Raw genomic sequence first — 24,004 nt, 5'->3', positions numbered from 1 at the left:
TAGCTCAGAAAGTTGTCCAAGGAGAGCGAGAAGGCTCTTGGATCAATCCCGTGCGAGTCCCGCCGATTGGGCGGGACAAGCAGATCTCGCTCTCATGGCTCCAACATGATAATGCTCATGGTCTCGGTGCCGCCTACGAAGATTTTCTTGCAGCCGATGAGGGCGGCTCTGGGCGCATCTACACCGTCACATGCGGCAATGACCGCAACGCTGTGAGACCCGGTCGGCATCTGCCCGTATGGTCCGAATCCGAGATCGTGGCGCAGTGGAGGACGGAGCTATCGTCAGGCGCGTAACCGCTGCGGCGCTCAATGAGGCTCCTGTCACCAGGTACATGCGAAGCGCTGGTGAGGCACATAGCACGTGCCGTTCTCGTCGGCACCTCGACGCGGCCCATTTCCGGCGTAGTCCAACCGGACCTGCGCATGAGGGATACGAGCCTATTTGAGGTTGGCATTCGCACGGATGGTCTGCTGCCCCGAGTGCGAGCGGCACTGTGGTGGCCCCCACTAAAGCCTGTCCCGTAACGGTTGTGGACTTTGATCGATGATCTTGGTGTGGAGCAAACGATCAGTGCGGACGACATGGTCTGGGTGCCGACCTTCACGGGCCTGTCGATGCGGCAGTTCCGCAAGCTGGTGCGGATCGTTGCGGCTCGGGGCGGGGAGCAGACCGGGACCGGCCGCAGGTGGGGCCTGACGCTGGCCGACCGGGTCTTGTTGAGCGCGGTGTACTACCGCACGAATCTGACGTTGCGGTAGGTAGCGCTGCTGTTCGGGGTGTCGAAGTCGGCCGCGCATCGGATCGTGGACCACCTGGCGCCGCTGCTGGCGCTGGCGCCGGTCACCCGCCGGCCCGGCCCCGACACCGTGCTGATCGTTGACGGGACACTGGTGCCGACCCACGACCGGAGCGTGTCGGCGTCGTCGAAAAACTACCGCTATTCGGTGAACAGGCAGGTCGTCATTGACGCCGACACCTGTCTGGTCGTCGCGGTCGGCTGGCCCGTGCCCGGTAGCTACAACGACTGCACCGCCTTCGGCGACTCCGGCCTTGACCGGGCCTGCCGCGGTGCGAACGTCATGGCCGACGGCGGCTATCAGGGCAACCCGGGCGTGATCATGCCGTACCAAAAGCCCCGCGACGGCGCCGAGCTGCCCGAGTGGAAACAACGGCGCAACACCGTCCACAAGCGTGTCCGCGCCCGGATCGAGTACGCCTTCGCGCACATGAAGACCTGGGCCATCCTGCGCAACTGCCGCCACAAGCGCAGCGGCGTCCAGCACGCCACCCGCGGCATCGCCCTCATGCGCAACCTGACCATGACCGTATGAGCCTGTAGGCGGCCGACAATTCCCGATCCCTGCCCACCCCGTCCCATCAGCCATCAGGATCGTTACGGGACACCCTTTAGCCGTGTTTTGCCGTGGCGAGAAGCCGAGCCGATCGGCGCGCCTCGCGCTACAGGCTGACGTTGCCGAGCAGTGAGGTCGCGCGGTCGTTGTCGATCGTCTCTACGGACGCTGTATAGATGGTGCTGGGACTGGGACGGCGCTCGTCGGGCTGGGCGCCGGGCCGCTGTTCGGGCTCGTTCGTGTTGGCAGGCTGCCGGGCGAGGAAGGCGTACAGGTCGTCGGGCATGTGGTCAATACCCCTGTGGTCTTAGGCTGCGGGTTGCTCTGCTGGCTTGGCGTGCTGGAGATGAACGGCCAGATCAGCGCATACAGCATCGCAGATGCGACCGCGAGCAGGACGCCGTCCCGCAGGATCGTGATCCGGGTCCGGATGGTCTCTTCTCCCCAGCTGACCGACTGGGCGTAGCCGATCGCGACCTGCTGCTGCAACGGTATTGGGCCGGAGGCGACCGCGCGTGCATCGACTCGCCCGAAGATCGCTTGGGAGGTGAGCAGCGAGACTGCTCCGCCCAGGGCCAACAACGCAAGGATCGCGCTCATGATCCAAATGATGCTGGTCCAGAGCCCGAAGGCGAATGCGCGGTTCGCGCCCGCTGCAAGGACGGCGACCTCTGCCAGCCCGATGGTCAGCATGGTCGCGGCCCGTGACTTGTTCCTCTCAAGATCAGCAAGTTGCCGGTCGAGTTGTCGGCGCCCTTCTTCGATAAGGACCTTGTGGTCGTCATCAGTGAGGCCGTTTAGATTGTCGGTGAAGTCTCTAGGCTGGCCGAAGGTGGGTACTTCGAGTCCCGGGCGGAACACCGCGAGGACGTAGTAGGCGTACACCCGGGCTTCGGCGAACCGTTTGTCGGCGGTGATGACCGGCACTACCGACCTGCCAACCAGTCGGCGAGCGATCGTGCCACCGACGTGGCGATCGGCTTGGGAAGGAACAACCACTGACCGCCTGGATTGAGATCGACGAACACGGGGCCGTCCTCGTCGATCAGCCAGTCTTGGCTGCTGTAGCCCACGCCCAAGGCGGCGGCCAGCCGCGCGGCGGCATTCTCGACCTGCGGCCACCTGTCCGTGGCCGCGAAGGAGTGGTGCGCGGATTTATGTTCGCGCCAATCGATGGGCAGGCCGACAGCATCCAACTCGGCCGTCCACGCGCGGCGGCCGACCGTGACAACCCGCAGGTGGATGTCGGCCGCGACAACTTGCTGCGCAAGGAACGGCGCGTCGAGCAGGTCTGTGCCAGCCAGTTCGGCAGCCCGGACCGCCTTGACGTAGAGCACCTGTGAGGAGCCGTCCGGCTTTTGAAAGTGACCTGGCCCGAGCGGTTTCAGGACGAATGAGTCACCCAGTTTGGCTGCAAGATCGCCTGATGAGCTGCTCACGGCTGTGGCCGGGATCCGAATCCCGGCGGCCAGAGCGGTGCGGTACTGCACCACCTTGTTCTCCGAAGCGAACAGCGGATCCACCTGGGTTAACCAGATCAGGCTCGGCTCGCGCAGGATTGCGGCGAGTAACGCCAGCCGTGATGACAACCGTGCGGCGCCGTGACTGCCCAGAGGCACTCCCGAATCCCAGCCTGCAGGGGCCAGACGTCGGATCCAGCCACGGGCAGCCATCTGATCCGCACCGAGGGTCACAGTGGCTCCGGATATGTCGATCAGCCGGATGTCGGCCGGGTCGAGCCACTGCACTACGTCGCTCATGCTGACCGCGTCGAAGACGACCGTTCCCCGGGCGGGTAGTAAGTCCACGACGGCTTCGACGTGGGGGTCTGCTCGGTCCCCGACGATCAGGATAGATGCGGTAGAACTCAAGGCGCAACTGAGCCCAGGAGCGCGCCGGACCGCTCTTCATCGGTACTTTCGATCGACTCAGTGAACTTGGTCGTTGGGCCCGATCGGGAGTCGGTCGTGCCCGGCATCCTGGCGTTGTGGGGACAGGTCACCATCTCGACCGGTATGCCTGTGCCCGAAGCAGGGACGCTGAGAATTCGATAAAGATCCACCCGGCGAAACTCCTTCTGGTAGCTGATCGACGCATCTGCAATGGACAGCGTACGCACGCGGCTAGGCGTTGAACAGCCTCGACCAAGATCACCCACCGCGTATGACCTATATCTTCGCGATCTAGGCCAAATCCGACCTTCGAGTGTTCCGAGTTACACCTCAACGTCCGCTCATCCCGCTGAGCCTGTTGCAGCGAAGTCCGCCCGTGCTCGCAGGAGTCGGCTGCGAGAGATGGTGGAGGTGGTGGTCGAGCAGTTCAGCATAGGTGTGCTGTCAGTCCTGGGCTCATTCTAAAGCCCCCGGATAGCCTCAATCCTGCTGGCCATTATCACCCAATCCGGATAAAATTACTTAAACCGGACTATTTTCTGGGGCTGCGGTGAGTCGGTGGGCTCGAGGTGGCCCCTGCGGCGCTGTCAGCGAGATGATGGAGACGCTCGCATCGCCCGGCAGCCCGAGGAGGGACTCCCGCACCATGCCACTCGACTGGAACCGTGTCGGTGCTGGAAACGTGTCGCCGCTGCTGCGGCCACGCGAGATCTACGCTGCGCTTCCCCAGCGCCCCTGGCCCTATCTTCGGCATGAGCAGGGTGAGGTGCTGGAGCGGTGGTTTGACCGCCGCAGCGACCGCGACGTCGTGATCAAGCAAAACACTGGCGGTGGGAAGACCGTCGTGGGCCTCTTGATCGCTCAGAGCACGTTGAACGAAGGGGTGGGAAAGGCCGTCTATCTCGCGCCGGACACCTACCTGGCCCGGCAGGTGCGGACGGAGGCGGACCGGCTAGGGCTGGTCACTACCGACGATGCCGGGGACCTGGCGTTCCGCCGGGGGAGGGCCATCTTGGTGACGACCTTCCACAAGCTAGTCAACGGCATGTCGGTGTTCGGCGTCGTGGGAGACGACAGGGAGAAGATCGACCTGGGCATCGTCGTCGTGGACGACGCCCACGCGGCCTTGGCCACAGCTGAAGGTCAGTTTCGGCTGACCGTCCCCGCAGAGCATGACGCCTATGACGAACTTCTCGATGAGTTCGCTGAGGACATGAAGGCCCAGTCACCCAAGGCTTGGGCGGACGTCTGTACCGACGACTACACCGCCACCATCCGGATCCCGTTCTGGTCCTGGGTGGACAAGCAAGATGAGGTCATGGCGATCTTGCACCCGCACGCCAAGGACGACAAGTTCAAGTTCGTGTGGCCGCTGATCGGGGACATACTGCCGCTGTGCGCGGCGACCGTCACCAGCCGGAGTGTTGAACTCCGTCCGCCGTGCCTACCGATCGCGATGATTCCTGCCTTCCACAAGGCGGCACGCCGCGTCTACCTGACCGCCACCCTAGCCGACGACAGTGTCCTGGTCACCGACCTCGACGCTGATCCCGCGATGCTCCGGCGGCCAGTCACGCCGGGGAGCGCTTCTGACCTGGGCGATCGGATGATCTTGGCTCCGATCGGCCTGAATCCCGAGCTCGATGACGAAGCCGTACGGGTTATGGCTCGGCAGTTCGCCGATGGAGACCGTGATGGCGACAGCGTCGCCGAGAACGAACCGGTCAACGTGGTCGTGCTGGTGCCTAGCAAGAAGGCCGCCGCCGCGTGGCGACCCTATGCCGACCGCGTCCACCTTGTCGGTGACCTTGAGACCGGCGTAGCGGAACTAAAGGCCGGCCATGTCGGCTTGGTCGTGCTGATCAACAAGTACGACGGTGTTGATTTGCCTGGCGATGCCTGCCGCCTGCTGATCCTCGATGGTGTGCCCCGTCCGATGGACGCCGCGGAACGCCGTGAGGCCGGTGTCCTGTGGGGCAGTGGAACCCTGTTGACCCGGCAGATCCAGCGAATCGAGCAAGGCATGGGGCGGGGGGTACGCGATAGCGAGGACCATTGCGTCGTCCTCCTCCTGGGCAGCGAACTGGCTGTGGCGATCCATGACCCCCGGCAGCACGGGCTGCTCTCCCCCGCGACGCGGGCCCAGGTAGAGCTCAGCCAACAGATCGCCCAACAGATCGAAGGGGAGGGGCTGGGCGCGGTCCGGTCCGCCATCAGCGCCTGCCTCGACCGCGAACCGCAGTGGCTGACGCTGAGCCGCCGGGCACTCGCCGATATCCGCTACGCCGAAAGCAGCGTGATCCGCCCCGAAGCCATCGCGGCCCGAAAAGCGTTCGACTTGGCCGTGACCGGGCAGCTGCGTGGGGCCGCTGACCAAATGCAGCGCACCATCACAGAACTCCAGGACAAGGCTGTAAGGGGCCTGCTCACCGAACAACGTGCCGCCTACCTGCACCAGGTCGACGCAGCTTCCGCCCAGCGCATGCTAACTATGGCACTTGCCGACAACCCATTCGTCCTGAGACCAACCGCTGGAGTGACGCCGAAGCAACTCAAGGCAGTAGCCGTACAAGCGGTGGCAGCGGCGGAGTTTTTGACGGCGGAATATGAGGAGGGCATAGCCCTGGTCCTGGGGGTTCGGGCGCTGCTGGACGAGATCGTCTGGGGAGATAAAGACCGAAGCGATGATGCGGAGGCGGCATGGGAGCGTCTGGGGCATCATCTCGGTCTGGCGAGTACTCGTCCGGAGAAACGGTACGGAACCGGTCCGGACAATCTGTGGGCGTTGAGCCTCAGCCGCCACGCCGTGATCGAGCTGAAGACTGGCTGCTCGACCGACACGATTTCCAAGAGCGACCTTGACCAACTCGGCGGCAGCGTGCGCTGGGACGAGAAGACTCACCCTGGCGCGGAACAGGTGCCGGTGATGGTCCACCCCAGCGGCACCATTGACGACAAGGGCGTCCCCGTGCCAGGCATGCGAGTCGTCACCGAGCAGACCTGGGAGCGACTCAAGCAGGCTGTTCGCGGATTCGCGGTCGCGCTCGCCGATGGTCAGGGGCGCTGGAAGGACGAGATGGCCGTCGCGGAGCAACTCGCGTACGCCAAGCTGACCGCTGGCAACTTCTTCCAGACCTACGCGGTAGCTCCACGTTCTACAGCACGCTGACCCGAGCGTCGCCTTCGACGGTCTCCACGTGCACCCCAAACCGCACTTCCAGTGCATCCCGCCTTCCGACCTCATGGAAGCTCGCCGGACCGACCGACCTGAGCAGCACACCCTGACGCCGATGAGCCGAATCCAGCTTGAAGGGTGGCGCGGACCTCGCCAATGACCAGGCCGCCGAGCAGCTACTCAGCGTGTTCTTTGACCGCCTGGACCAGCGCCATCGCCCATGAACCGCCATAACATCATGGTGCGTGCCGCACGTTCGCCGCGTTGAGGCGGCGGTGCACTAGCGACAGCATCGGGAACAGGTCGAGCGCGTCCGGCTCGGTGAGTGCCCAACCAGCAGCCGCTCGTTGTGTATGCGCTGACAGGCTCCGGAAGGTCCCGAAAATACCCTTGAACAAGTTCGCGAAGCCGCAATGCCCGCTGACCTCCGACTCCGTGCGGTAGGCGTTGATCCGCACGACCGGCGTGCCAGTGCCGACTTCGAAACACTGATCGACCAATGCAGCGCCATCGCTGGTGAGGCCGCTCATCTGCCGCAGCCGCTCGCTGACACCTTTCATGGCGTCGAACACTGCATGGAAAAGCGACTTTCGCAGCGACTATCTTCGCAGTAACGCAGGACCTCGGGGGCACGCCACGGCGAACCAGTTCGGTGCGCAGCCGACCGGCCAGCTTTGCCACCTCTCCAAAGTGATTGCGATAGCTGCGCCCGAGCGACCTTGCCCTGATCGTTGACGCGTAGCCCGACCAGCGACAACGCCTCGGTGAGACCATCACGAAGCGCGTCGAATCGAGGCTGGTCCTGGAGATGCCGACCCGGGGCCATCGCCTCGGCGATGAACCGGCTGATGCAGTTGCTAGCCCGGTCACGATGCTGTTGGTGAGCAAAGCACCCCACAGCCGGGTGCGCTTGTTGGGCGCCTCCAGATCAGCAATGCCGACCTTCCCGAGCAACCGGGTAATCTCCGCGTTACTCAGCCCCGGCCAGTCGGTACTGGCCAGTACATCGGCAACTGCTTGGACGACGTCTGATGACCACGGCGGGTGCAAGACCTTCGAGAGCACGGCCTACATGACGGCTGCTGACGAAACTTTCTAAGCTGTAACGTTCTCGGTAGCCGAGCACACCTGATCCGCGCTAATGAAGATCACTTTTCACAGGCCCGCGGGCACCCAGCGGGGGAGCATGGAATTCGCGATCGCTATGCGTTCTTGTTCGAGGGCTCGGCGTCGGGGCCTCTCGTTATACTCGGACCGAGCGAGGGCATTTGACACCGCGATACCAGTGGAGCTCCGCCGTTTGCATGTCCATCGAACGATCGTTCCTGAATGTCTGAGAAGGGTGCTTGAATCCCGTCGTGAAGAACGTGATGCATCTATGGCTCCCCGATCGCCATCTCGGCGTCGCGGCGACACTGTCGCACGCGGACGAGTTGATCGGGCAGGTCGCCAACCTGCTCTTCGACTATCAAACCCAGCCTGGCGGCGTCGTGGGCCTAGTGGAGGTACCAGCGGGTCCGTTCAGCCAGACCGTCGTCGAACGAGTGGCTCCGATTCCCCGCAAGATTCCGCTGCTGGTGGCCGACGCGCTGGTGGCGCTGCGGGCCGCCCTGGAGCACGTGCTGTTCACGGAGGTCGAGTTCCTGGACGGCTCACCGTTGGACGAGACGGCGGCCAAGCTCGTCGACATGCCCGCGTCGGACACCTACGAGAAGTTCCAGGAGTGGCAGAAGAAGCGTGCGAAGAAGGGCCCGCCGTCATTGCGGGCAGGCAGCGAGCTCGTGCGGCGGATCGAAGGCTTGCAGCCCTTCCACCGTCGGAGCGACCCCCGTATGCACCCTCTGGCCAGGCTGGCCCTACACACCAACCATACGAAGCACAGGACACCGGCGATCACGGCCGTTCGCATAGCCGCCATGTATCAGGACGACCAGCCGCCTCGCTCGATTCGTGACCTTGCTCCGCGCCCAGAAAATCCGCTGTGCGTTGGCGACGTCATCGCCCAGATTTCAATGGGCGCCCAGGTCCCCATGACTTTGTTCCCGACGGTCGGAATCAACCGGCCGGGCACGGCCCGGTGGCCGGTGCTGATACAAGAGCTCGACGAGATCTCCCACTGGGTCCGCACCCGGGCGGTGCCACGTCTGGTAACGGGCATGGAGCCGCCCGAGCCCGCACTCCCGACGCGCTACGAGATCGCCGTTGGGCACGAGAACGAGCGTCGGGCGATGGCGGGGGGATCGGCGACTTCGGCCGCAGAGCGCCACAACCAGCGCTTGAGGGCGGCGTCGGTCCGCGCCGACCTCGCCGAAACGATCAGTCGAATGAACGGCTCTCCGAGCGCCCGCCAGGTCACCGCTTGGCTGGCCCAGCTGACTGATGAGGAGGTGCTTGACCGGATGGCACGGCTGAAGGCGACCACTCATGACTTTGCCTTGATGCAGCGCAATTATGAGGTCATGAAAGGCCTGCGCGACGAAGCCCAGACGTTCGCTCGTGACGGCGGGCCAGCAGCGGCTGGCACTGGGTGAGCGTGGGGACGTCGACCAACGCCGCGGTCGAGCGCGATGGATCCTCCCCGATGTAGTCCGTCCAGCCGAGCCTGGCAGAGGCCGTGGGGCTCTCGGCCGCTGCCCCCTCGGCGGGAAGCGGTCATGAAACCGGTACCGCAGATCTGGCACAGCTGAGGGCGGTGAAGCCCACCGGGTTTGATGAAGCCCGGTTTACCTGGCGCCGGTCGGCGCTGGTGTGTTGATCGAACGGTAGTACGCCGTCTCGTACTCGACGGGTGGGACGTCACCGATCGCGGTGTGTAGCCGGCGGTGGTTGTACCAGCCGACCCATTCGACGATGGCGTATTCGGCCTGGTCGCGGGTTCGCCAGGTGCGGCGGTGGATCAGTTCGGTCTTGAACGTGGCGTTCAGTGACTCGGCCATGGCGTTGTCGTAGGAATCGGCGACCGATCCGACCGAGGCGGTGACACCCAGGTCGGCTAGTCGAGTGGTGTAGCGGAAACTGACGTATTGGCAGCCCCGATCCGAGCGATGAATCAAGGTGCCGGGCTGCACCGGCCGTTCGCGGCCGCGTTGCCACAGCGCCATCTCCAGCGCGTCCAGCGGCAGGTCGGTGCGCAGGTGATCGGCCAGTTGCCATCCCACGATGCGGCGGGAGAAGGCGTCCAGCACGAATGCCACGTACACCCAGCCCTCCCACGTGCGCACATAGGTGATATCTGCCAGCCACAGGCGGTCCGGCCGGTTGGCGGTGAACTGCCGGTTGACCAGGTCCGGCGGCCGTGGCGCCGTCTGGTCGGGTGTGGTGGTGCGCTGCCGGTCCCGGCGGTGCACGCCCTGCAGGCCATGGGCCCGCATCAGCCGCTCCACCGTGCACCGGGCGACCTGCACGCCCTGGCGGCGCAGTTGCTTGTGCACGCGGTAGGCGCCGTAGGTGCCGTAACTGGCTTGGTAGACGTCTGTGATCTGCTCGATCAGCGTCGTGTCGCGCTGGGCGCGGGCTGACGGCGGTCGGCGTTTGCGGCCGTAGTAGGTACCCGGGCACAGGTCCAGGACCCGGCACACCGGCTCGACCCCGAAGCGGTCACGCAGGTGGTCGACCACCATGACTACTTCGTCCGGGGCTGGCCGAGCTCGGCGGCGAAAAGCGCGGAGGCCGCTTTGAGGATGTCGTTGGCGCGCTTGAGTTCGTTGTTCTCCTTGCGCAGCCGCTTGAGTTCCTCCCGCTCAGCGCTGGTGAGCTGCTCGGGGCGCTGGCCTGCGTCGGCCTGGGCTTGCCGGACCCAGGTGCGCAGCGCTTCGCGGTGGATGCCCAGATCGGCTGCGATCTGGGCGATGGGGCGGTCGGACTCCATGGCCAGCCGCACGGCCCGGTCCCGCAGTTCCTGGGGGTATTTGCGTGGTGCAGACATCGCAGTAATTCTCCTTCCAACCAGCCAAGATCACGCTGGCTTGAAGGACTTCACCGAACCCGGTGGGCTTCAACTGCGTGCGTGCGTCGTCGGTGGTGGGCGGGCGAAATCGGTGGCGCCCGCCTTCGCTGGCGGGCGAGGATCGCAACCTCGTGCACCGCGAGGAGCGGGACGGGGGCGCCCGATGAGTGGCGCCCGCCTTCGCTGGCGGGCGAGGATCGCAACAACTTGTGTCAATTCGCTGGGGGCGACCTCCAGACCAGTGGCGCCCGCCTTCGCTGGCGGGCGAGGATCGCAACATCCTCCCCGTCCTTGATGAGCCACTGCCGCGCCCGGTCGGGTGGCGCCCGCCTTCGCTGGCGGGCGAGGATCGCAGCAAGGTGGGGGAGGCGCAGAGCCTGGTCTCGTGATATCAAAGTCCGTCTGCAGGAGATCGACGATCTTGTGGGCTGGTGTTCTCCGAACCGTCTCCGCTGGTCATTGAGGAGGGCGCCCAACGGCCCGGCGGCGTGCCCGGGTCGCGGGGCCGGGTCGGCGCTGGTACACGGTCCGATCCACGGCTGCACCCAGACTTTCCATGGACGGCTTTGACTCGCGCAAGCGCCGCAGAGACACCGCCGTGCTGATCGACGCCCGACCAGGCAGCACGTCGAGGTGCTGACCGACCGCGAGGCCGACACCCTCGAAGCGTGGCCGCGCGCCCGCGGGCGTCCAGGTCTTAGGTCGGGGCGGTTCATTCCGCTCCGTGCTAGTCCGTTCGGAACCGCCGAGCTGGCAAGGAGCCGATGCGACCAGTTGGCGATAGGTCGTTCGCGACCTCCCGCCGAAGGTCGTGTGCGGTGTTTCAGTTGCCTCTTTCGGGTAAGGCACTCGATTGTTCGTGTCGGGGGGTGCGGCGGTGGCCGACGACAACGTGGTGCGCGTGGTGTTGCGTGCTGATCCTGGACTGTCGTTAGAGATCGTCCGTCAGATCGCCGAGTCGCTGCCCGCCGACATGCGGGAACGTTCGGCGGCGCCGGTGGACTGGGAGGTCGACGCCGGGCCTGGGGCGTTGACGGCCGACGAGCAGGTGGAGGCGGAGCGCCTGTCGGAGGTCCTGGCCGGTCAGTTCCCCGATGACGGGTACGACATCGCCGTGTTCGTGACCGATCTGCCGCGCCGTCGGGAAACTCAGCCGATTCTGGCGGAAGTGAGCAGGGCTGAAAAGCTCGCCTTGTTGTCGCTTCCCGCACTTGGCTGGTTCTCTCGGAAGAGTCGGGCTCGCCGCGGTGTGGTGGACCTGGTCGCGCTGGTCTGCGACGGGACGCCGCCGAGGTTCGCGCGGGAGTACACCGTCCGCCAGGCCGATTCCGGACGGCAGGCTGAGCAGCGGTTCGTGACGCCGGGGTTGCCGGGCCGGTTCCGACTGCTGGCCGGGATGATCCGGGCGAACCGGCCCTGGCGGCTGTTCACCGGCTTGTCCAAGGCGCTGGCGGGGGTGCTGGCGACCGTGGCGTTCGCGGTGGTCAACGCCTCCGTCTGGCAGATCACCGATGCGCTCGGCCCGGTCCGGCAGGCGATCCTGGCGGTGCTGGCGGTCGCGGCCCTGCTGGCGTGGCTGATCATCGACCATCGGTTGTGGGAACGTCCGGACGACGTCATCAATCGCCAGCGCGCCAAGCTGTACAACGCTGTCACCCTGGTCACGTTGCTGATCGGTGTGCTGTGCCTTTATGGGGCCGTTTTCGTGCTGACGATCGTGCTGGTGCCCGTGGTGCTGACCGGCAGCGCGCTACGGCCCAGCCTCGGCCATGGGGCCGGGTGGGGCTTCTTTCTGTCGATGGCCTGGCTCGCCACGTCCATGGCGACGGCCGGTGGTGCGCTCGGATCGGGGCTGGAAGACGAGTCGGCCGTGCGTGACTCCGCGTACGGAGTCCGTCAACGCAGCCGCCTGGAACAGCAGAGGAAGCGCAACATCTCGTGATCGGGGTCTGTCGTGCTGGTCACCGCTGGTGGGTTTTTGGTTGCCCAGGCGCGGATCTCGGACGGGCGGAAGCGGAATTTCCCTGTTCATTGCAGTAGGCCGGCATGTCGCCGTCCCCTGGGCGGTAGATCGTGGTGATGGGGAGCCTGCCGATGTATCCGCCGATGCTGGCCGTGCTGGGGGAACTGCCGACCACGGAAGGCTGGGCGGCCGAGTTGAAGTGGGACGGAGTCCGGGCCGTCGCCTATATCCGCGACGAACGGTTACAGCTGATGTCGCGCAATGAAAAGGACATCACCGTCGCCTGGCCCGAGCTCGCCCCGCTCGCCGCCGCGGTCGATGTGCCGGTGGTGTTGGACGGGGAGATCGTGGCGTTCGGACCGGACGGCAGGCCGTCGTTCAAGGCGCTCGGCCCGCGGATGCACCTGCGTCAGCCGGACCGTATCAAGGCCCTGGCCCGGTCCGACCCCGTCTCTTACATGATCTTCGATGTGCTGCACTGCGGCGATGAGCCGCGGATCGCCCTGCCCTACGCCGAGAGGCGCCGGGTTCTTCAGGGGCTCGGGCTGGACGGGCCGCGCTGGAAGACGACCACTTCCCATGATGACGTCGCGAACGTCTTCGCCGAGTCGTCCCGTCTCGGCATGGAGGGCGTGGTCTCGAAGCGCGTCGACTCCCCGTACCGGCCGGGAAAACGGCACCGGGACTGGACCAAGACGAAGAACTTTCGGACGCAGGAAGTGGTCGTGGTCGGCTGGAAGCCCGGGGAGGGCCGCCGCGCCGACCGGATCGGCGCGCTTCTGCTGGCCGTCAACGATGAGCGGGGACGGCTGAGATACGCCGGTCAGGTCGGTACCGGCTTCACCGAGGCGATCTTGAACGACCTCGCCGGGCGTCTCGCGCCGCTGCGGCAGGACGAACCGCCGGTTCCCGACGTACCGCCCCAGCAGGCGCGGGACGCCCGCTGGGTGCGGCCGGAGTTGGTCGGTGAGGTCGTCTTCACGGAGTGGACCGGCGATGGCCGGCTGCGGCATCCGAGCTGGCGCGGAGTCCGCACGGACAAGGAACCGGGCGAGGTCCGCCGCGAATAGGGCCGGCAGGCCCGGCCGGTCACTCCGGGTTCTCGTAGCGGACGTTCAGCTCCCCGATCGCGGCGGTGATGTGGATGGTGGCGCCGTCCCGGACGTCTCCCGCGATGAGCGCGCGGCCGAGGCGGGTCTCGACCTCGCGGGCGATGAAGCGGCGGAGCGGGCGGGCACCGTACACCGGGTCGAAGCCCTGCTCGGCGATCAGCCGCCGGGCGTCCTCGTCGATCGACAGGCGCATCCGCCGGTCGGCCAACCGGGCGCGCAGGTCGTTGAACATTAGGTCGACGACCTGCTCGATCTGCGGCAGCGTGAGCGGCTTGAACAGGATGATGTCGTCGACCCGGTTGAGGAACTCGGGACGGAAATGGCGCCGCAGCTCGCCCATCACCCGGTCGCGGGCGTCCGGTGCGATCTCACCCTCCGCGGTGGCGCCCTGCAGCAGGTGCTCCGACCCGATGTTGGACGTCATGATGATCACGGTGTTGCGGAAGTCGACGGTGCGGCCCTGCGCGTCGGTCAGGCGGCCGTCGTCGAGGACCTGGAGCAGCGTGTTGAAGACGTCGCCGTGCGCCTTCTCGATCTCGTCGAACAGCACGACCGAGTAGGGCTTGCGCCGGACGGCCTCGGTGAGCTGGCCGCCCTCCTCGTATCCCACGTAGCCGGGGGGCGCGCCGACCAGCCGGCTGACGGTGTGCCGCTCCTGGTATTCGCTCATGTCGATGCGGACCATGTTCTCCTCGGTGTCGAACAGGGCCGCGGCGAGGGTGCGGGCCAGTTCGGTCTTGCCGACGCCGGTGGGGCCGAGGAAGACGAACGAACCGATGGGGCGGCGCGGGTCCTTGATGCCCGAGCGGGCGCGGATGATGGCGTCGGACACGAGCTGGACGGCCTCGTCCTGCCCGACCACGCGCTCGTGCAGAACCTTGTCGAGTCTGAGCAGCTTGTCCCGCTCGCCCTCCTGTAGACGGCTCACCGGGATGCCCGTCCAGCGGGACACGATCGACGCGATCTCCTCTTCGGTGACGACCTCCCGCAGCAGCCGGCCGCCGTTCTGCTTGTCGGCCAGCCGATCCTCCTCGGCGCGCAGCCGCCGCTCCAGTTCGGGCAGCCGGCCGTGGCGCAGCTCCGCGGCGCGGTTGAGGTCGTAGTCGCGCTCGGCCCGATCGGCCTCCTGCCGGACCTGTTCGATCTCCTGACGCAGCGCCTGCACCTTGCGCAATGCCTGGCGCTCGGCCTCCCACTGGGCGCGCATGGAGTCGGCCTCGGCGCGCAGGTCGGCCAGTTCGCCCCGGAGTTTCTCCAGGCGGCCCCTGCTCGCCGCGTCCTCCTCCTTGGACAGCGCGGCCTCCTCGATCTCCAGGCGCATGACGCGGCGGGTGAGCTCGTCCAGCGGCCCGGGCATGGAGTCGATCTCGGTGCGCAGCATGGCGCACGCCTCGTCGACCAGGTCGATGGCCTTGTCCGGCAGGAACCGGTCGGAGATGTAGCGGTGGCTGAGCGTCACGGCGGCGACGAGGGCGGCGTCCTGGATCTTCACGCCGTGGAAGACCTCAAGGCGTTCGCGCAGGCCGCGCAGGATCGAGACGGTGTCCTCCACGGTGGGTTCGTCGACCAGGACGGGCTGGAAGCGCCGCTCCAGGGCCGCGTCCTTCTCGACGTGCTTGCGGTATTCCTCCACCGTGGTGGCGCCGATCATGTGGAGTTCGCCGCGGGCGAGCATCGGCTTGAGCATGTTGCCGGCGTCCATGGCACCTTCGGTGGCGCCCGCGCCGACGACGTTGTGGAGTTCGTCGACGAACAGCAGGATCCGGCCCTCGGCCGCCTTGACCTCGTTGAGGACGGCGGTGAGGCGTTCCTCGAACTCGCCCCGGTACTTGGCGCCCGCGACGAGCGAGCCCATGTCCAGATTGAAGATCGTCTTGTCGCGGAGGCCCTCGGGGACGTCGCCGTCGGTGATGCGCCGGGCGAGTCCCTCGACGATGGCGGTCTTGCCGACGCCGGGGTCGCCGATCAGCACCGGGTTGTTCTTGGTCTTGCGGGACAGGATCTGGACGACGCGGCGGATTTCGGCGTCCCGGCCGATGACGGGGTCGAGCCTGCCCGCCGCGGCGTCGGCGACCAGGTCCCGGCCGTACTTCTCCAGTGCCTCGTAGGCGACCTCGGGCATGGCGGACGTCACTCGCTGGTTGCCGCGGATCCGGGTGAGGGCCTCCAGGAAGGAGTCTCTGGTGATGCCTTGACGCTCCAGAAGCCGTCCCGCGGCCGTCGCCGAGCCCTCCTCCAGCAGGGCCATGACCAGGTGCTCCACGGAGACATAGTCGTCCTTCAGCCGTTCGGCCTCCTGCTGGGCGGTGTCGAGCAGGCGGGAGAGCCGCTGGGTCACCAGCACCTTGCCGGGCTCGGTGCCCGGACCGCTCACGCTCGGGCGGCGGCCCAGCTCGGCCTCCAGCGCCTCCCGCAACCGTGCCGGGTCGGCCTTCGCCTCGGTGAGCAGCCGCGGGACGAGCCCGTCGGCCTGGTCGAGCAGGGCGAGCAGCAGGTGCTCGCCGTCCACTTCGACGTGCCCGAAGCGCAGGGCCTTGGTCTGGGCGTCGTGCAGGGCCTCCTGGGATTTCTGGGTCAGGCGGTTGGGGTCCACGTTCGGCCTCCGGTGTGGTGTCGGGTGCGCAGGTCCCGCTCGAGTTCGGCGATGCGGTCGAGGAGTTCGACCACGAGTCCCAGCGCGGCGTAGTTGAGGCAGAGTCCCGTCCGCAGGCGTTCGAGGCGCGCGTACGCGGCGACGTGCGCGGGCGCGAACCAGAGTCGGCCGGACGCGTCGCGTACGGGGTCGAGCAGGCCGAGACGCACCAGCCGGCGGGCCAGCTCCGGATGGATTCCGGCGGCGTCGGCGAAGGCGTCGAGGTCCATCCGCCGGGGACGGGTCGGGATGATGGCGTAGACCGTGCCGGGCAGCAGATGTTCCATCACGATCTCCTCGGGTCGAACGGTGACGCCGATGCGAGCTCCTCGAACAGCCGGCGTTCGGTTTCGGACGGCTCGGGCGGCACCACGATGCGGGCCTCGGCGAACAGGTCGCCCGGGGTGCCGCGCGGGTTGGGCAGCCCGCGGCCGCGCAGCCGGAGCCGCCGCCCGCTGGACGTGCCGGGGGGCACCTTCACCTTGGCCTCGCCGCCGGGCGTCTGCAGTCCCGCCGTCGTGCCGAGGGCGGCCTCCCAAGGCGCGAGGGGGAGGTCGGTGTACACGTCGCGTCCCTCGACGCGGTAGCGGGGATGTGGGGTGATCCGCACCACCAGGTAGAGGTCTCCGGCGGTGTCGCCGCTCCCGCCCTGGCCGGCGAGCCGGATGCGCTGGCCGTCGGTCACACCGGCGGGAACGGTGACGTCGATGTTCCGCGGGCCCTCCGGACGGTTGAGGGTGAGGGTGCGTCTGGTCCCCCGGTACGCCTCCTCGACGCTCACCTCGATCTCGGCCTCCTGGTCGGCGCCGCGTGACGGCGACCAGGCGGACCTGCGGTCGCCGCCCCGCCACCGGCCGCCGAAGATCCCGCCGAACAGGTCCTCCAGGTCGATGTCCTCGCCGAACCCGCCGGTGTGGGCGCCGCCCGTGGTGGCGTAGGAGCCGGCCCGTCCCGCGGTGGCACCCGCCCGGGACCGCGCCCACATGTTCGGGTCGACGTCCTCCGGAACACGCCGGAAGTCGGGCCCGAAGGCGTCATAGCGGCGGCGCTGCTCCGGGTCGGACAGGATGGCGTATGCCTCGGAGACGTCCTTGAACCTCTCCTCGGCTTCGGGGTCCTTGTTGATGTCGGGGTGATGGGCACGGGCGAGCTTGCGGTAGGCCCGCTGGATCTCGTCCTGGTCGGCGTCCCGGGAGACCCCCAGCACCTCGTACGGATCGCGGACGGCCATCAGTCATCGGCCTTGGCCGACACCGACACCAGCGCCGGACGCAACTGGTTCTCGTCGTCGCCGTAACCTGGCTGATGCACCTCGACCACCGTTCCGGGTGGAGCGTCGGAGTCGGTGCGCACGGCGACCGCCGAGTGCCGGGCCGGGGCGAACGGGACCCCCAGCTCATCGCGGCGCGGGTAACCGAGGTCGCGCAGCGTTGCCACGGCCCGGTCCCGCACGCGGTGAACGCCCTCGATGACGCTTTTCGGATCGGACTCGGCATGCTGGAGGGCGCGTTCGAGGTCGTCGAGAACGGGCAGCCACATCGCGGTGACCTCCGCCCGCTGGGCACGGCGCTGCGTCTCCAGCTCACGCGTCATGCGCTTGCGCATGTTGTCGAGGTCGGCGAGAGCGCGCCGCCACAGGTCCTCGAGTTCCTCGCCCCGCGCCCTGAGCCGTTCGACCTCGCCGGGATCCGGGCCGGCCGCCTCACCGGCCGCCTCGGCGGCGCCGTCCTGCTCGGGGCGCTCGGGCGGCCGGTCCTGGTCGGCCGGCTGCCCGGTCTGGTCAGTCCGTCGTGAATTCCGCGTCGATGACATCGTCATCTGAGCCTTCCGTCGTGGCCCCGGCGGAGCGCTCGCCCGCGCCCGCCGCTCCGGTGGTGGTTCCCAGGCCGTGCAGGATCTGCTGGAGTTCGGAGGTGAGCGTGCGCAGCCGGTCGAGCGGCGCCTCCTCCTTGACGGCCTGCCGGGCGTCCTCGATCAGCCCCTCGGCCCGCGCCTTCTCGTGCACGGGCACCGAGTCGCCGAGTTCGCCGAGCCGGCGTTCGACCTGGTAAACGGCCGAGTCCAGTTCGTTGCGCGCGTCGACCTGCGCACGCAGCCGCGCGTCCTCCTGCCGGTGCCGCTCCGCATCGGCGATCATGCGCTCGACTTCGCTCTCATCGAGGTTCGAGCTCTGGCTGATCGTGATGCGCTGCTCGGCGCCGGTGTCCTTGTCCCGTGCGGAGACGTTGAGGATGCCGTTGGCGTCGATGTCGAAGGTCACGTCGATCTGCGGCGTGCCGCGTGGCGCGGGGCGGATGTTCTCCAGCCGGAAGCGGCCCAGCACCCGGTTGTCGGCGGCCCGCTCCCGTTCCCCTTGCAGGACCACGATGTCGACCGCGTTCTGGTTGTCCTCGGCGGTGCTGAACGTCTCGGTGCGGCGGGCGGGAATGGTCGTGTTGCGCTCGATGATCTTGGTCATCACCCCGCCCATGGTCTCCACGCCGAGCGACAGGGGCGTGACGTCGAGCAGCAGGACGTCCTTGACCTCGCCCTTGAGGACGCCGGCCTGGATCGCGGCGCCCAGCGCCACGACCTCGTCGGGATTGACCGACATGTTGGGGTCCTTGCCGCCGGTCAGCCTGCGGACGAGGCTCTGCACGGCGGGGATCCGGGTGGACCCGCCGACCATGATGACCTCGTCGATGTCGTCGGCGGTGACCTTGGCGTCGCTCATCGCCCGTTCCACCGGCCCGACGCAGCGCTCGATCAGGTCCGCGGTGATCTGCTCGAACGTGGAACGCATCAGCGAGGCGTCGAGGTGCTTCGGGCCGGTGGCGTCGGCCGTGATGAACGGCAGGCTGATCTGCGTCTGGGACACCGTGGACAGTTCGACCTTGGCCTTCTCGGCGGCCTCGAACAGCCGCTGCAGGGCCTGGGGGTCCGCGCGGAGGTCGATCCCGTTGTCCTGCTGGAAGCCGTCGGCGAGATGATCGACGATCCGGCGGTCGAAGTCGTCGCCGCCGAGATGGCCGTCACCGGAGGTGGCGCGGACCTCGACCACGTCGTCGCCGATGTTCAGCAGGCTGACGTCGAAGGTGCCGCCGCCCAGGTCGAACACCAGCACGGTCTCGTTGGCCTTCTTGTCGAGGCCGTAGGCCAGTGCCGCCGCCGTGGGCTCGTTGATGATGCGCAGGACCTCCAGCCCCGCGATCTTCCCGGCGTCGCTCGTCGCCTGCCGCTGGGCGTCGTTGAAGTAGGCGGGCACGGTGATGACCGCCTCGGTGACCTTCTCGCCGAGCGACTTTCCGGCGTCGTCCGCCAGCTTGCGCAGTACCTGGGCCGAGATCTCCTCCGGTGCGTACTGCCTGCCGCGCACCTCGAAGCGCGCGGTTCCGTCCGGCCCTTCGACCACGTCGAAGGAGACGGCGTCCTTCTCGCTCTCGATCTCGTCGTAGCGCCGTCCGATGAAGCGCTTCGCGGAGGTGATGGTGCCTTTCGGGTTCAGGATCGCCTGCCGCCGGGCGAGCTGGCCGACCAGCCTCTCGCCCTGTTCGGTGAAGGCCACCACGGACGGGGTCGTCCGTGCCCCTTCCGCGTTGGGGAGGACCCGGGGTTCGCCGCCTTCCATCGCCGCGATGACCGAGTTGGTGGTGCCGAGGTCTATGCCAACTGCTCTAGCCATCAGGTTCCTTCCGATGGTCCTCACCGCGGATACCGGCGAGATGGCGTACACCGTTGCCGGAGGTGGCAACGCCTTCGCCACCGACGCTGCGTGATGAGTGGGCCCGGCGCATCCACCGACCGTGTAGGTATGTGCTCGGCGCCCACCGTGGAGGGTGGGTGAGGCCGCCGTTTTTTGGAAGACGATCGGGCGGGACGCGGTCCTCACGCCGACCGGCGCGGGCGGGCGGCCTCCTCGCGCGAGCCGTGCCTACAAGATCTGACGATGTGAAGGTCGCGACCGATGGCGAGGCTGCAAGGAGTTCTTCCGCTTCGGCGGGAGATGACAGGGGAGGTGGTTCCATGGCCGTGATCGGAATCAGCAGATTCGAGCGCTTCTTCAGGGCCGCCGCCGGGCTGGACATCGACAAGAGTGATCTGCGGCGCTACCACGAGTTCCTCGACGCCAAACTGTACGATCTCCTCCTCATCGGACAGGCCAGGGCGAAGGCGAGCGGGCGCGACATCATCGAGCCGTTCGACCTGCCGATCACAAAGGGCCTGCAGGAGAGCGTCCACCGGTTCCGCCGGTTGGACGAGGAGATCGAGGTCGAGCCGATCCTGGAGCTGCTGGCGAGGCGGCCGCCGCTGGACCTCACGGTCCGCGATGTCACGGACGAGAGGCTTCCCGAGATCGCGGGCGGTCTCTCCTACGCGCTGGCGCAGGCCTTCCGCATCATGTTCCCGGACCGGCGCAACCCGCAGACCGAGCAGTGGGAGGCGGTCCAGCGCATCTTCGACCTGCTCCTGTGAGCCGGACCGCCGCTCTGGCTGGTTCGCGGCGAACAATCCGCCTTTATTCAAAAATATTCTGATTTGCCCGAAAATGGGCCAGTGACGCGGTGACAGCGTGTATCCCCTGCCGAATCAGGGGCACGGTGCCTCAATGGATGGCAGGCCGCCTACGCGGGGCGCGACCTTCGGTCGCCAACGGGAACGAGCGAGCATCGATGAGTTGCTGACGCGTGTCGACGGCCCGAGGGTCATGCTCGTCGAGGGGGAGCCGGGAATCGGGCGTACCCACCTGCTCGAAGACGCCGCGCGGAGGGCCGCCGACGGGGGCTTCGCGGTGGTGGTCGCGGACCCGGATTCCGGTCTGGGTCGGCCCGCCGACCTGGAGCAACTGCTGACGGCACTCGACGAGCCCCGCCCGCCTCCGCGGCCGTCCGGCGGACAGGACCGGCCGGCCGAGCGGCTGCGGGCCGCCCTGGAGCAGCGGGCTCGCTCCACCCCTTTGCTGGTAGTGCTGGACGATCTCGAAGGAGCCGACCCGGCGGCTCTTCGCGCGCTGCAGACGCTGCCGATCCGGCTCGCGTCGTCCCCCGTTCACTGGATTCTCGCGCGCCGCACCGGCCGCGGCGACGCCGAACTCGATCGGCTGTTCCTCCGCCTGCAGGAGGGTGGCGCCGCGCTGCTTCGGCTCCGCTCGCTGCCGGACGAGGCCGTCTCCGACCTGGTCACCGCCACGCTGGGCGCGTCCCCCGACCTCGACCTGCGCGTGCTCGCGGACAGGGCGGGCGGCAATCCGCTGCTTCTTCTCGAGCTGATGAACGGCCTGCTCGACGAGGGCGGGGTGGTGATCTCCCAGGGCCGCGCCCGCCTCGTCACCTCCCGGCTGCCGGAGCGGGCCCGTCTCGCCGTCAAAGGCCGGCTGGACGACCTGGATCCGGCGGCCCGGCGACTCCTCGAACTCGTGGCGATGCTGGGGCCCGCGTTCCACCCCCTGGTCGCCGCCGACCTGCTCGGCATCACCCCCTCCGAACTGCTGCCGTCCCTGGAGGCGATGCTGGCGACCGGGTTGCTGGCGGCGAGGGAAGAGGCGCTGGTGTTCCGGCACGAGGTGGTACGCGAATCGGTGATCGCCGATATCCCCGGTCCCGTCCGGCAGGCGCTGCACGTGCAGATCGGCAGGACCCTGCTGGAGCACGGCGGCCGGGTGCGGGCCGCGGCGTCCCACCTCATGGCGGGGGCGGTGCCGGGCGTCCCGGAGGTCCTGCCGAGCCTGGACCGGGCGAGCGCGGAGATGCTCGACACCCACCCGGCGGTCGCCGCCGAGCTGACGCGCCGGGCGCTCGACCTCACCGAGCTCGCCGACCCGCGGTGGTTCGCGCGCACGATGACGGCGATCCGCACGCTCGCCGCCGCCGGTGACCTGGAGGGAGCCGCGGAACTCGCGGAGGCCGCGCTCGACCACTGCGCGCCCGGCCCGTCCACCGCCGAACTGCTGACCGCGCTGTCCTTCGTCCTGGTGCCGAAAGGCGAGGCCGTCAGGGCGTCGGACACGGCCAGGGCCGTGCTGGACATGCCGGATCTGCCGGACGAGGTGCGCGACCGCGCCGAACTGGCCCTCCTGCAGGCCGGCACGAGCCTGCCCGAGGGCGCGGGCGCACTGGACCGGGCCAGAACGTTCGTCAAGGCAGATGACGCGCCCGGCCAGGGTCTGGCGAGCGGGGCGCTCATCGTCCTCGCGTTGAACGGCTGGGACAAGGGCGAGTTGGACGACGCGCTCGGCCTCGCACGGACGAGTGTGCGGCAGGCCTCCAGCGACGGCGCGCAGGATGGTCGACTCCACCCTGGCCTGGTCCTGGCCGCGTTGCTGGTGGACGCCAGGCTCATGGACGAGGCACAGCGAACGATGGTGCTGGGAACCGGTGGGGTCGACGGGATCGGTAGGGGCGGCTGGGCGGCCGGACCGGCGATCGTGCGATCACGCATCGCCCTCGCGGAGGGGCGTCCAGAGGAGGCGATCCGCGACGCGTGGGCGGCTCTGGAGGCGGCCGACGCGGCCGGCGCGCGCCTGCTGAGCGCCTCCGCCCGGTCCGCGCTGAGCGTCGCGGCACTGCGCTCCGGCGACCTCGAAACGGCCGTCGAGCACACCCACGGTGAGGAAGACGCGGGCGGACCGGCACCTCCTCCATTCGACCTGACCCGTAGCGAGCTGGTCCGGGCGCAGGTCACCGAGGCCTGCGACGGGCCACGGGTTGCCATGACCGGGCTGGGTCGGCTTCTCGACGACCTGACCGAGCACAGCCGGGCGCTCCTCTGCGATCCGACGGCGGCGGCCTGGCTGGTACGGACGGCGGTCGCGGCGGGTGAGGCCAGACCGGCCGAGAAGGTCGTCGCGGCGGCCGACCGTCTCGCCCGGCTGAACCCGGGGCTGCTCAGCCTGTCCGCCGCCGCCGGGCACGCCCGCGGGTTGCTGCACGGTGAACCCGACCTCCTGCGAGACGCCGCCGCGGACCATGCCGACCGGTGGGCGCGCGCCTCCGCCTACGAGGACCTCGGCACGCTGCTCGGCGGGCGGGACGGCGCACGCGGCCGGACGATCCAATGGTTCGACGAGGCCCTGTCCTGCTACGTGGCGGCCGGTGCCGAGCGGGACGCGGCCCGGATCCGGGGGCGCCTGCGGCGTATGGGGGAACGCCGCCGGCACTGGCACCACCGGGACCGGCCCGCGAGCGGCTGGGCCAGCCTCACCGGGGCCGAGCAGCGGATCTCCGGGCTCGTCGCCCAGGGGCTCACCAACCAGAAGATCGCCGATCAGCTGTTCATCAGCGCACACACCGTCGCGTTCCACCTGCGACAGGTCTTCCGCAAACTCGACGTCCGCTCGCGCGTCGAGCTGGCGCGCCAGGTCCTCGAACACTCCGACGACCTTCCCCGCGCGCAATCCAAGGACTCTGACGACGGCACGGAGGCCGGGTCGCCGCTGGCCCGCCGACGGCCTAGACCGGAATGAGCGGGCGCAGATCCCGGGAGATGCTGGACTTGATGTCCTCCCACTCGCCTTCTGTGACGTACTGCCGCAGCGCCTGCAGGACGGTGGAGACCAGTTGCTCCGTATCACCGACCTCGTGCGGGAAGTCGCGCCGGACGCGCTGAAGGAACTCTTCCCTGCCCATTTTCACGGGCACCCGGCTGGGGTCCCAGCCCTCGTAGTGGACGCCGCGGACGAGCAAGGGCAACTGGGCGGCCAGATGCGCGCATTCGTCCACGGTCAGCCGGTCGCGCAAGGCATGCAGGACCGCGCGCAACGCGTCATAGGACACGTTCCGCTGTTCCTTCGACCACCCGTAGGCATATTCGATCTCCCGCAGCACGTGGTTCGTCTTGTCGATGGTCTTGTCGAAGGTCGAGAACCCCGTAGCGCCCATGTCAGCCTGCCTTCCGGATGAGGTGGACGTTCCGTCCCCGAGCATCGCGCCGGATCGGGTGAGAACGCGTCACCCG

At 68.0% G+C, this 24,004-nt stretch carries 16 protein-coding genes and 1 pseudogene; 7 read left to right on the top strand and 10 right to left on the bottom strand.

Annotated elements, in window-relative coordinates; genetic code table 11:
- Window positions 1-584: 584 nt before the first annotated feature.
- Window positions 585-1,334: pseudogene (locus D0T12_RS32750) on the top strand (transposase).
- A 180-nt stretch (window positions 1,335-1,514) separates the two neighbouring features.
- Here the strand turns inward: D0T12_RS32750 and D0T12_RS32745 are convergent.
- Together D0T12_RS32745 and D0T12_RS32740 are read right to left on the bottom strand one after the other, a co-directional pair.
- Window positions 1,515-2,282 (bottom strand): hypothetical protein, encoded by a 768-nt coding sequence (locus D0T12_RS32745; RefSeq protein WP_117404695.1) that lies wholly within the window; start codon window positions 2,280-2,282, stop codon window positions 1,515-1,517.
- Window positions 2,282-3,115, bottom strand: a complete 834-nt coding sequence (locus D0T12_RS32740; RefSeq protein ID WP_147339729.1) for a hypothetical protein — start codon at window positions 3,113-3,115, stop codon at window positions 2,282-2,284. The genes D0T12_RS32745 and D0T12_RS32740 overlap by 1 nt, the downstream gene beginning before the upstream one ends.
- Before the next feature lie 778 nt (window positions 3,116-3,893).
- Between D0T12_RS32740 and D0T12_RS32735 the strand changes: the two genes are divergently transcribed.
- Window positions 3,894-6,416, top strand: a complete 2,523-nt coding sequence (locus tag D0T12_RS32735) for a DEAD/DEAH box helicase (RefSeq protein ID WP_117404740.1) — start codon at window positions 3,894-3,896, stop codon at window positions 6,414-6,416.
- Between the two features lie 242 nt (window positions 6,417-6,658).
- Here D0T12_RS32735 and D0T12_RS36090 read toward each other — a convergent pair whose 3' ends face one another.
- Window positions 6,659-6,982, bottom strand: coding sequence for a TIGR02391 family protein (locus D0T12_RS36090; protein ID WP_199487839.1), 324 nt, complete (start codon window positions 6,980-6,982; stop codon window positions 6,659-6,661).
- A gap of 798 nt (window positions 6,983-7,780) precedes the next feature.
- Here D0T12_RS36090 and D0T12_RS32725 point away from each other — a divergent pair.
- On the top strand, window positions 7,781-8,953 hold the full coding sequence (locus tag D0T12_RS32725) for a hypothetical protein (protein WP_117404691.1): 1,173 nt from the start codon (window positions 7,781-7,783) through the stop codon (window positions 8,951-8,953).
- A 192-nt stretch (window positions 8,954-9,145) separates the two neighbouring features.
- Here D0T12_RS32725 and D0T12_RS32720 read toward each other — a convergent pair.
- A protein-coding gene (locus D0T12_RS32720; RefSeq protein ID WP_233526428.1) for an IS3 family transposase occupies window positions 9,146-10,347 on the bottom strand; the annotation gives its coding sequence in 2 pieces (ribosomal slippage) (window positions 9,146-10,083 and window positions 10,083-10,347; 1,203 coding nt in all).
- Between the two features lie 898 nt (window positions 10,348-11,245).
- Here D0T12_RS32720 and D0T12_RS32715 point away from each other — a divergent pair.
- Entirely contained in the window at window positions 11,246-12,310 is a 1,065-nt protein-coding gene (locus D0T12_RS32715; protein ID WP_117404689.1) for a hypothetical protein, read from the top strand.
- Window positions 12,311-12,447: 137 nt separating this feature from the next.
- Window positions 12,448-13,401, top strand: a complete 954-nt coding sequence (ligD, locus tag D0T12_RS32710; RefSeq protein ID WP_199487838.1) for a non-homologous end-joining DNA ligase — start codon at window positions 12,448-12,450, stop codon at window positions 13,399-13,401.
- A gap of 19 nt (window positions 13,402-13,420) precedes the next feature.
- On the opposite strand, the gene clpB is transcribed toward ligD, so the two are convergent.
- Genes clpB through dnaK form a run of 5 tightly spaced genes read right to left on the bottom strand, consistent with a single transcriptional unit; the run spans window position 13,421 to window position 19,736 of the window.
- Window positions 13,421-16,036, bottom strand: a complete 2,616-nt coding sequence (gene clpB / locus D0T12_RS32705; RefSeq protein ID WP_117404685.1) for an ATP-dependent chaperone ClpB — start codon at window positions 16,034-16,036, stop codon at window positions 13,421-13,423.
- Complete coding sequence (locus D0T12_RS32700; RefSeq protein ID WP_117404683.1) at window positions 16,018-16,362, bottom strand: chaperone modulator CbpM; 345 nt, start codon at window positions 16,360-16,362, stop codon at window positions 16,018-16,020. Before D0T12_RS32700 ends, clpB begins: the two co-directional genes overlap by 19 nt.
- The gene (locus D0T12_RS32695) at window positions 16,362-17,306 is read right to left on the bottom strand and encodes a DnaJ C-terminal domain-containing protein (RefSeq protein WP_117404682.1); all 945 of its coding nucleotides are present in this window, start codon (window positions 17,304-17,306) and stop codon (window positions 16,362-16,364) included. Before D0T12_RS32695 ends, D0T12_RS32700 begins: the two co-directional genes overlap by 1 nt.
- Window positions 17,306-17,893, bottom strand: coding sequence for a nucleotide exchange factor GrpE (locus tag D0T12_RS32690; RefSeq protein WP_117404680.1), 588 nt, complete (start codon window positions 17,891-17,893; stop codon window positions 17,306-17,308). Before D0T12_RS32690 ends, D0T12_RS32695 begins: the two co-directional genes overlap by 1 nt.
- Window positions 17,856-19,736, bottom strand: a complete 1,881-nt coding sequence (dnaK, locus tag D0T12_RS32685; protein WP_117404678.1) for a molecular chaperone DnaK — start codon at window positions 19,734-19,736, stop codon at window positions 17,856-17,858. Before dnaK ends, D0T12_RS32690 begins: the two co-directional genes overlap by 38 nt.
- A 341-nt stretch (window positions 19,737-20,077) precedes the next feature.
- On the opposite strand from dnaK, the gene D0T12_RS32680 reads away from it, so the two are divergent.
- Together D0T12_RS32680 and D0T12_RS32675 are read left to right on the top strand one after the other, a co-directional pair.
- The gene (locus D0T12_RS32680; protein ID WP_117404676.1) at window positions 20,078-20,527 is read left to right on the top strand and encodes a DUF1931 family protein; all 450 of its coding nucleotides are present in this window, start codon (window positions 20,078-20,080) and stop codon (window positions 20,525-20,527) included.
- A gap of 133 nt (window positions 20,528-20,660) precedes the next feature.
- Window positions 20,661-23,513 carry an AAA family ATPase gene (locus D0T12_RS32675; RefSeq protein WP_117404674.1) on the top strand — a complete coding sequence of 951 codons (2,853 nt, stop codon included), beginning with the start codon at window positions 20,661-20,663 and terminating at the stop codon, window positions 23,511-23,513.
- Here the strand turns inward: D0T12_RS32675 and D0T12_RS32670 are convergent.
- Window positions 23,500-23,928: a DUF2267 domain-containing protein gene (locus tag D0T12_RS32670; RefSeq protein WP_117404672.1), complete on the bottom strand. Its 429-nt coding sequence runs from the start codon at window positions 23,926-23,928 to the stop codon at window positions 23,500-23,502. The genes D0T12_RS32675 and D0T12_RS32670 overlap by 14 nt on opposite strands.
- Between the last annotated feature and the right edge of the window lie 76 nt (window positions 23,929-24,004).

The organism is Actinomadura spongiicola (assembly GCF_003432485.1).
Taxonomy (GTDB): domain Bacteria; phylum Actinomycetota; class Actinomycetes; order Streptosporangiales; family Streptosporangiaceae; genus Spirillospora; species Spirillospora spongiicola.
This window is presented reverse-complemented; position numbering and strand designations above follow the sequence as displayed.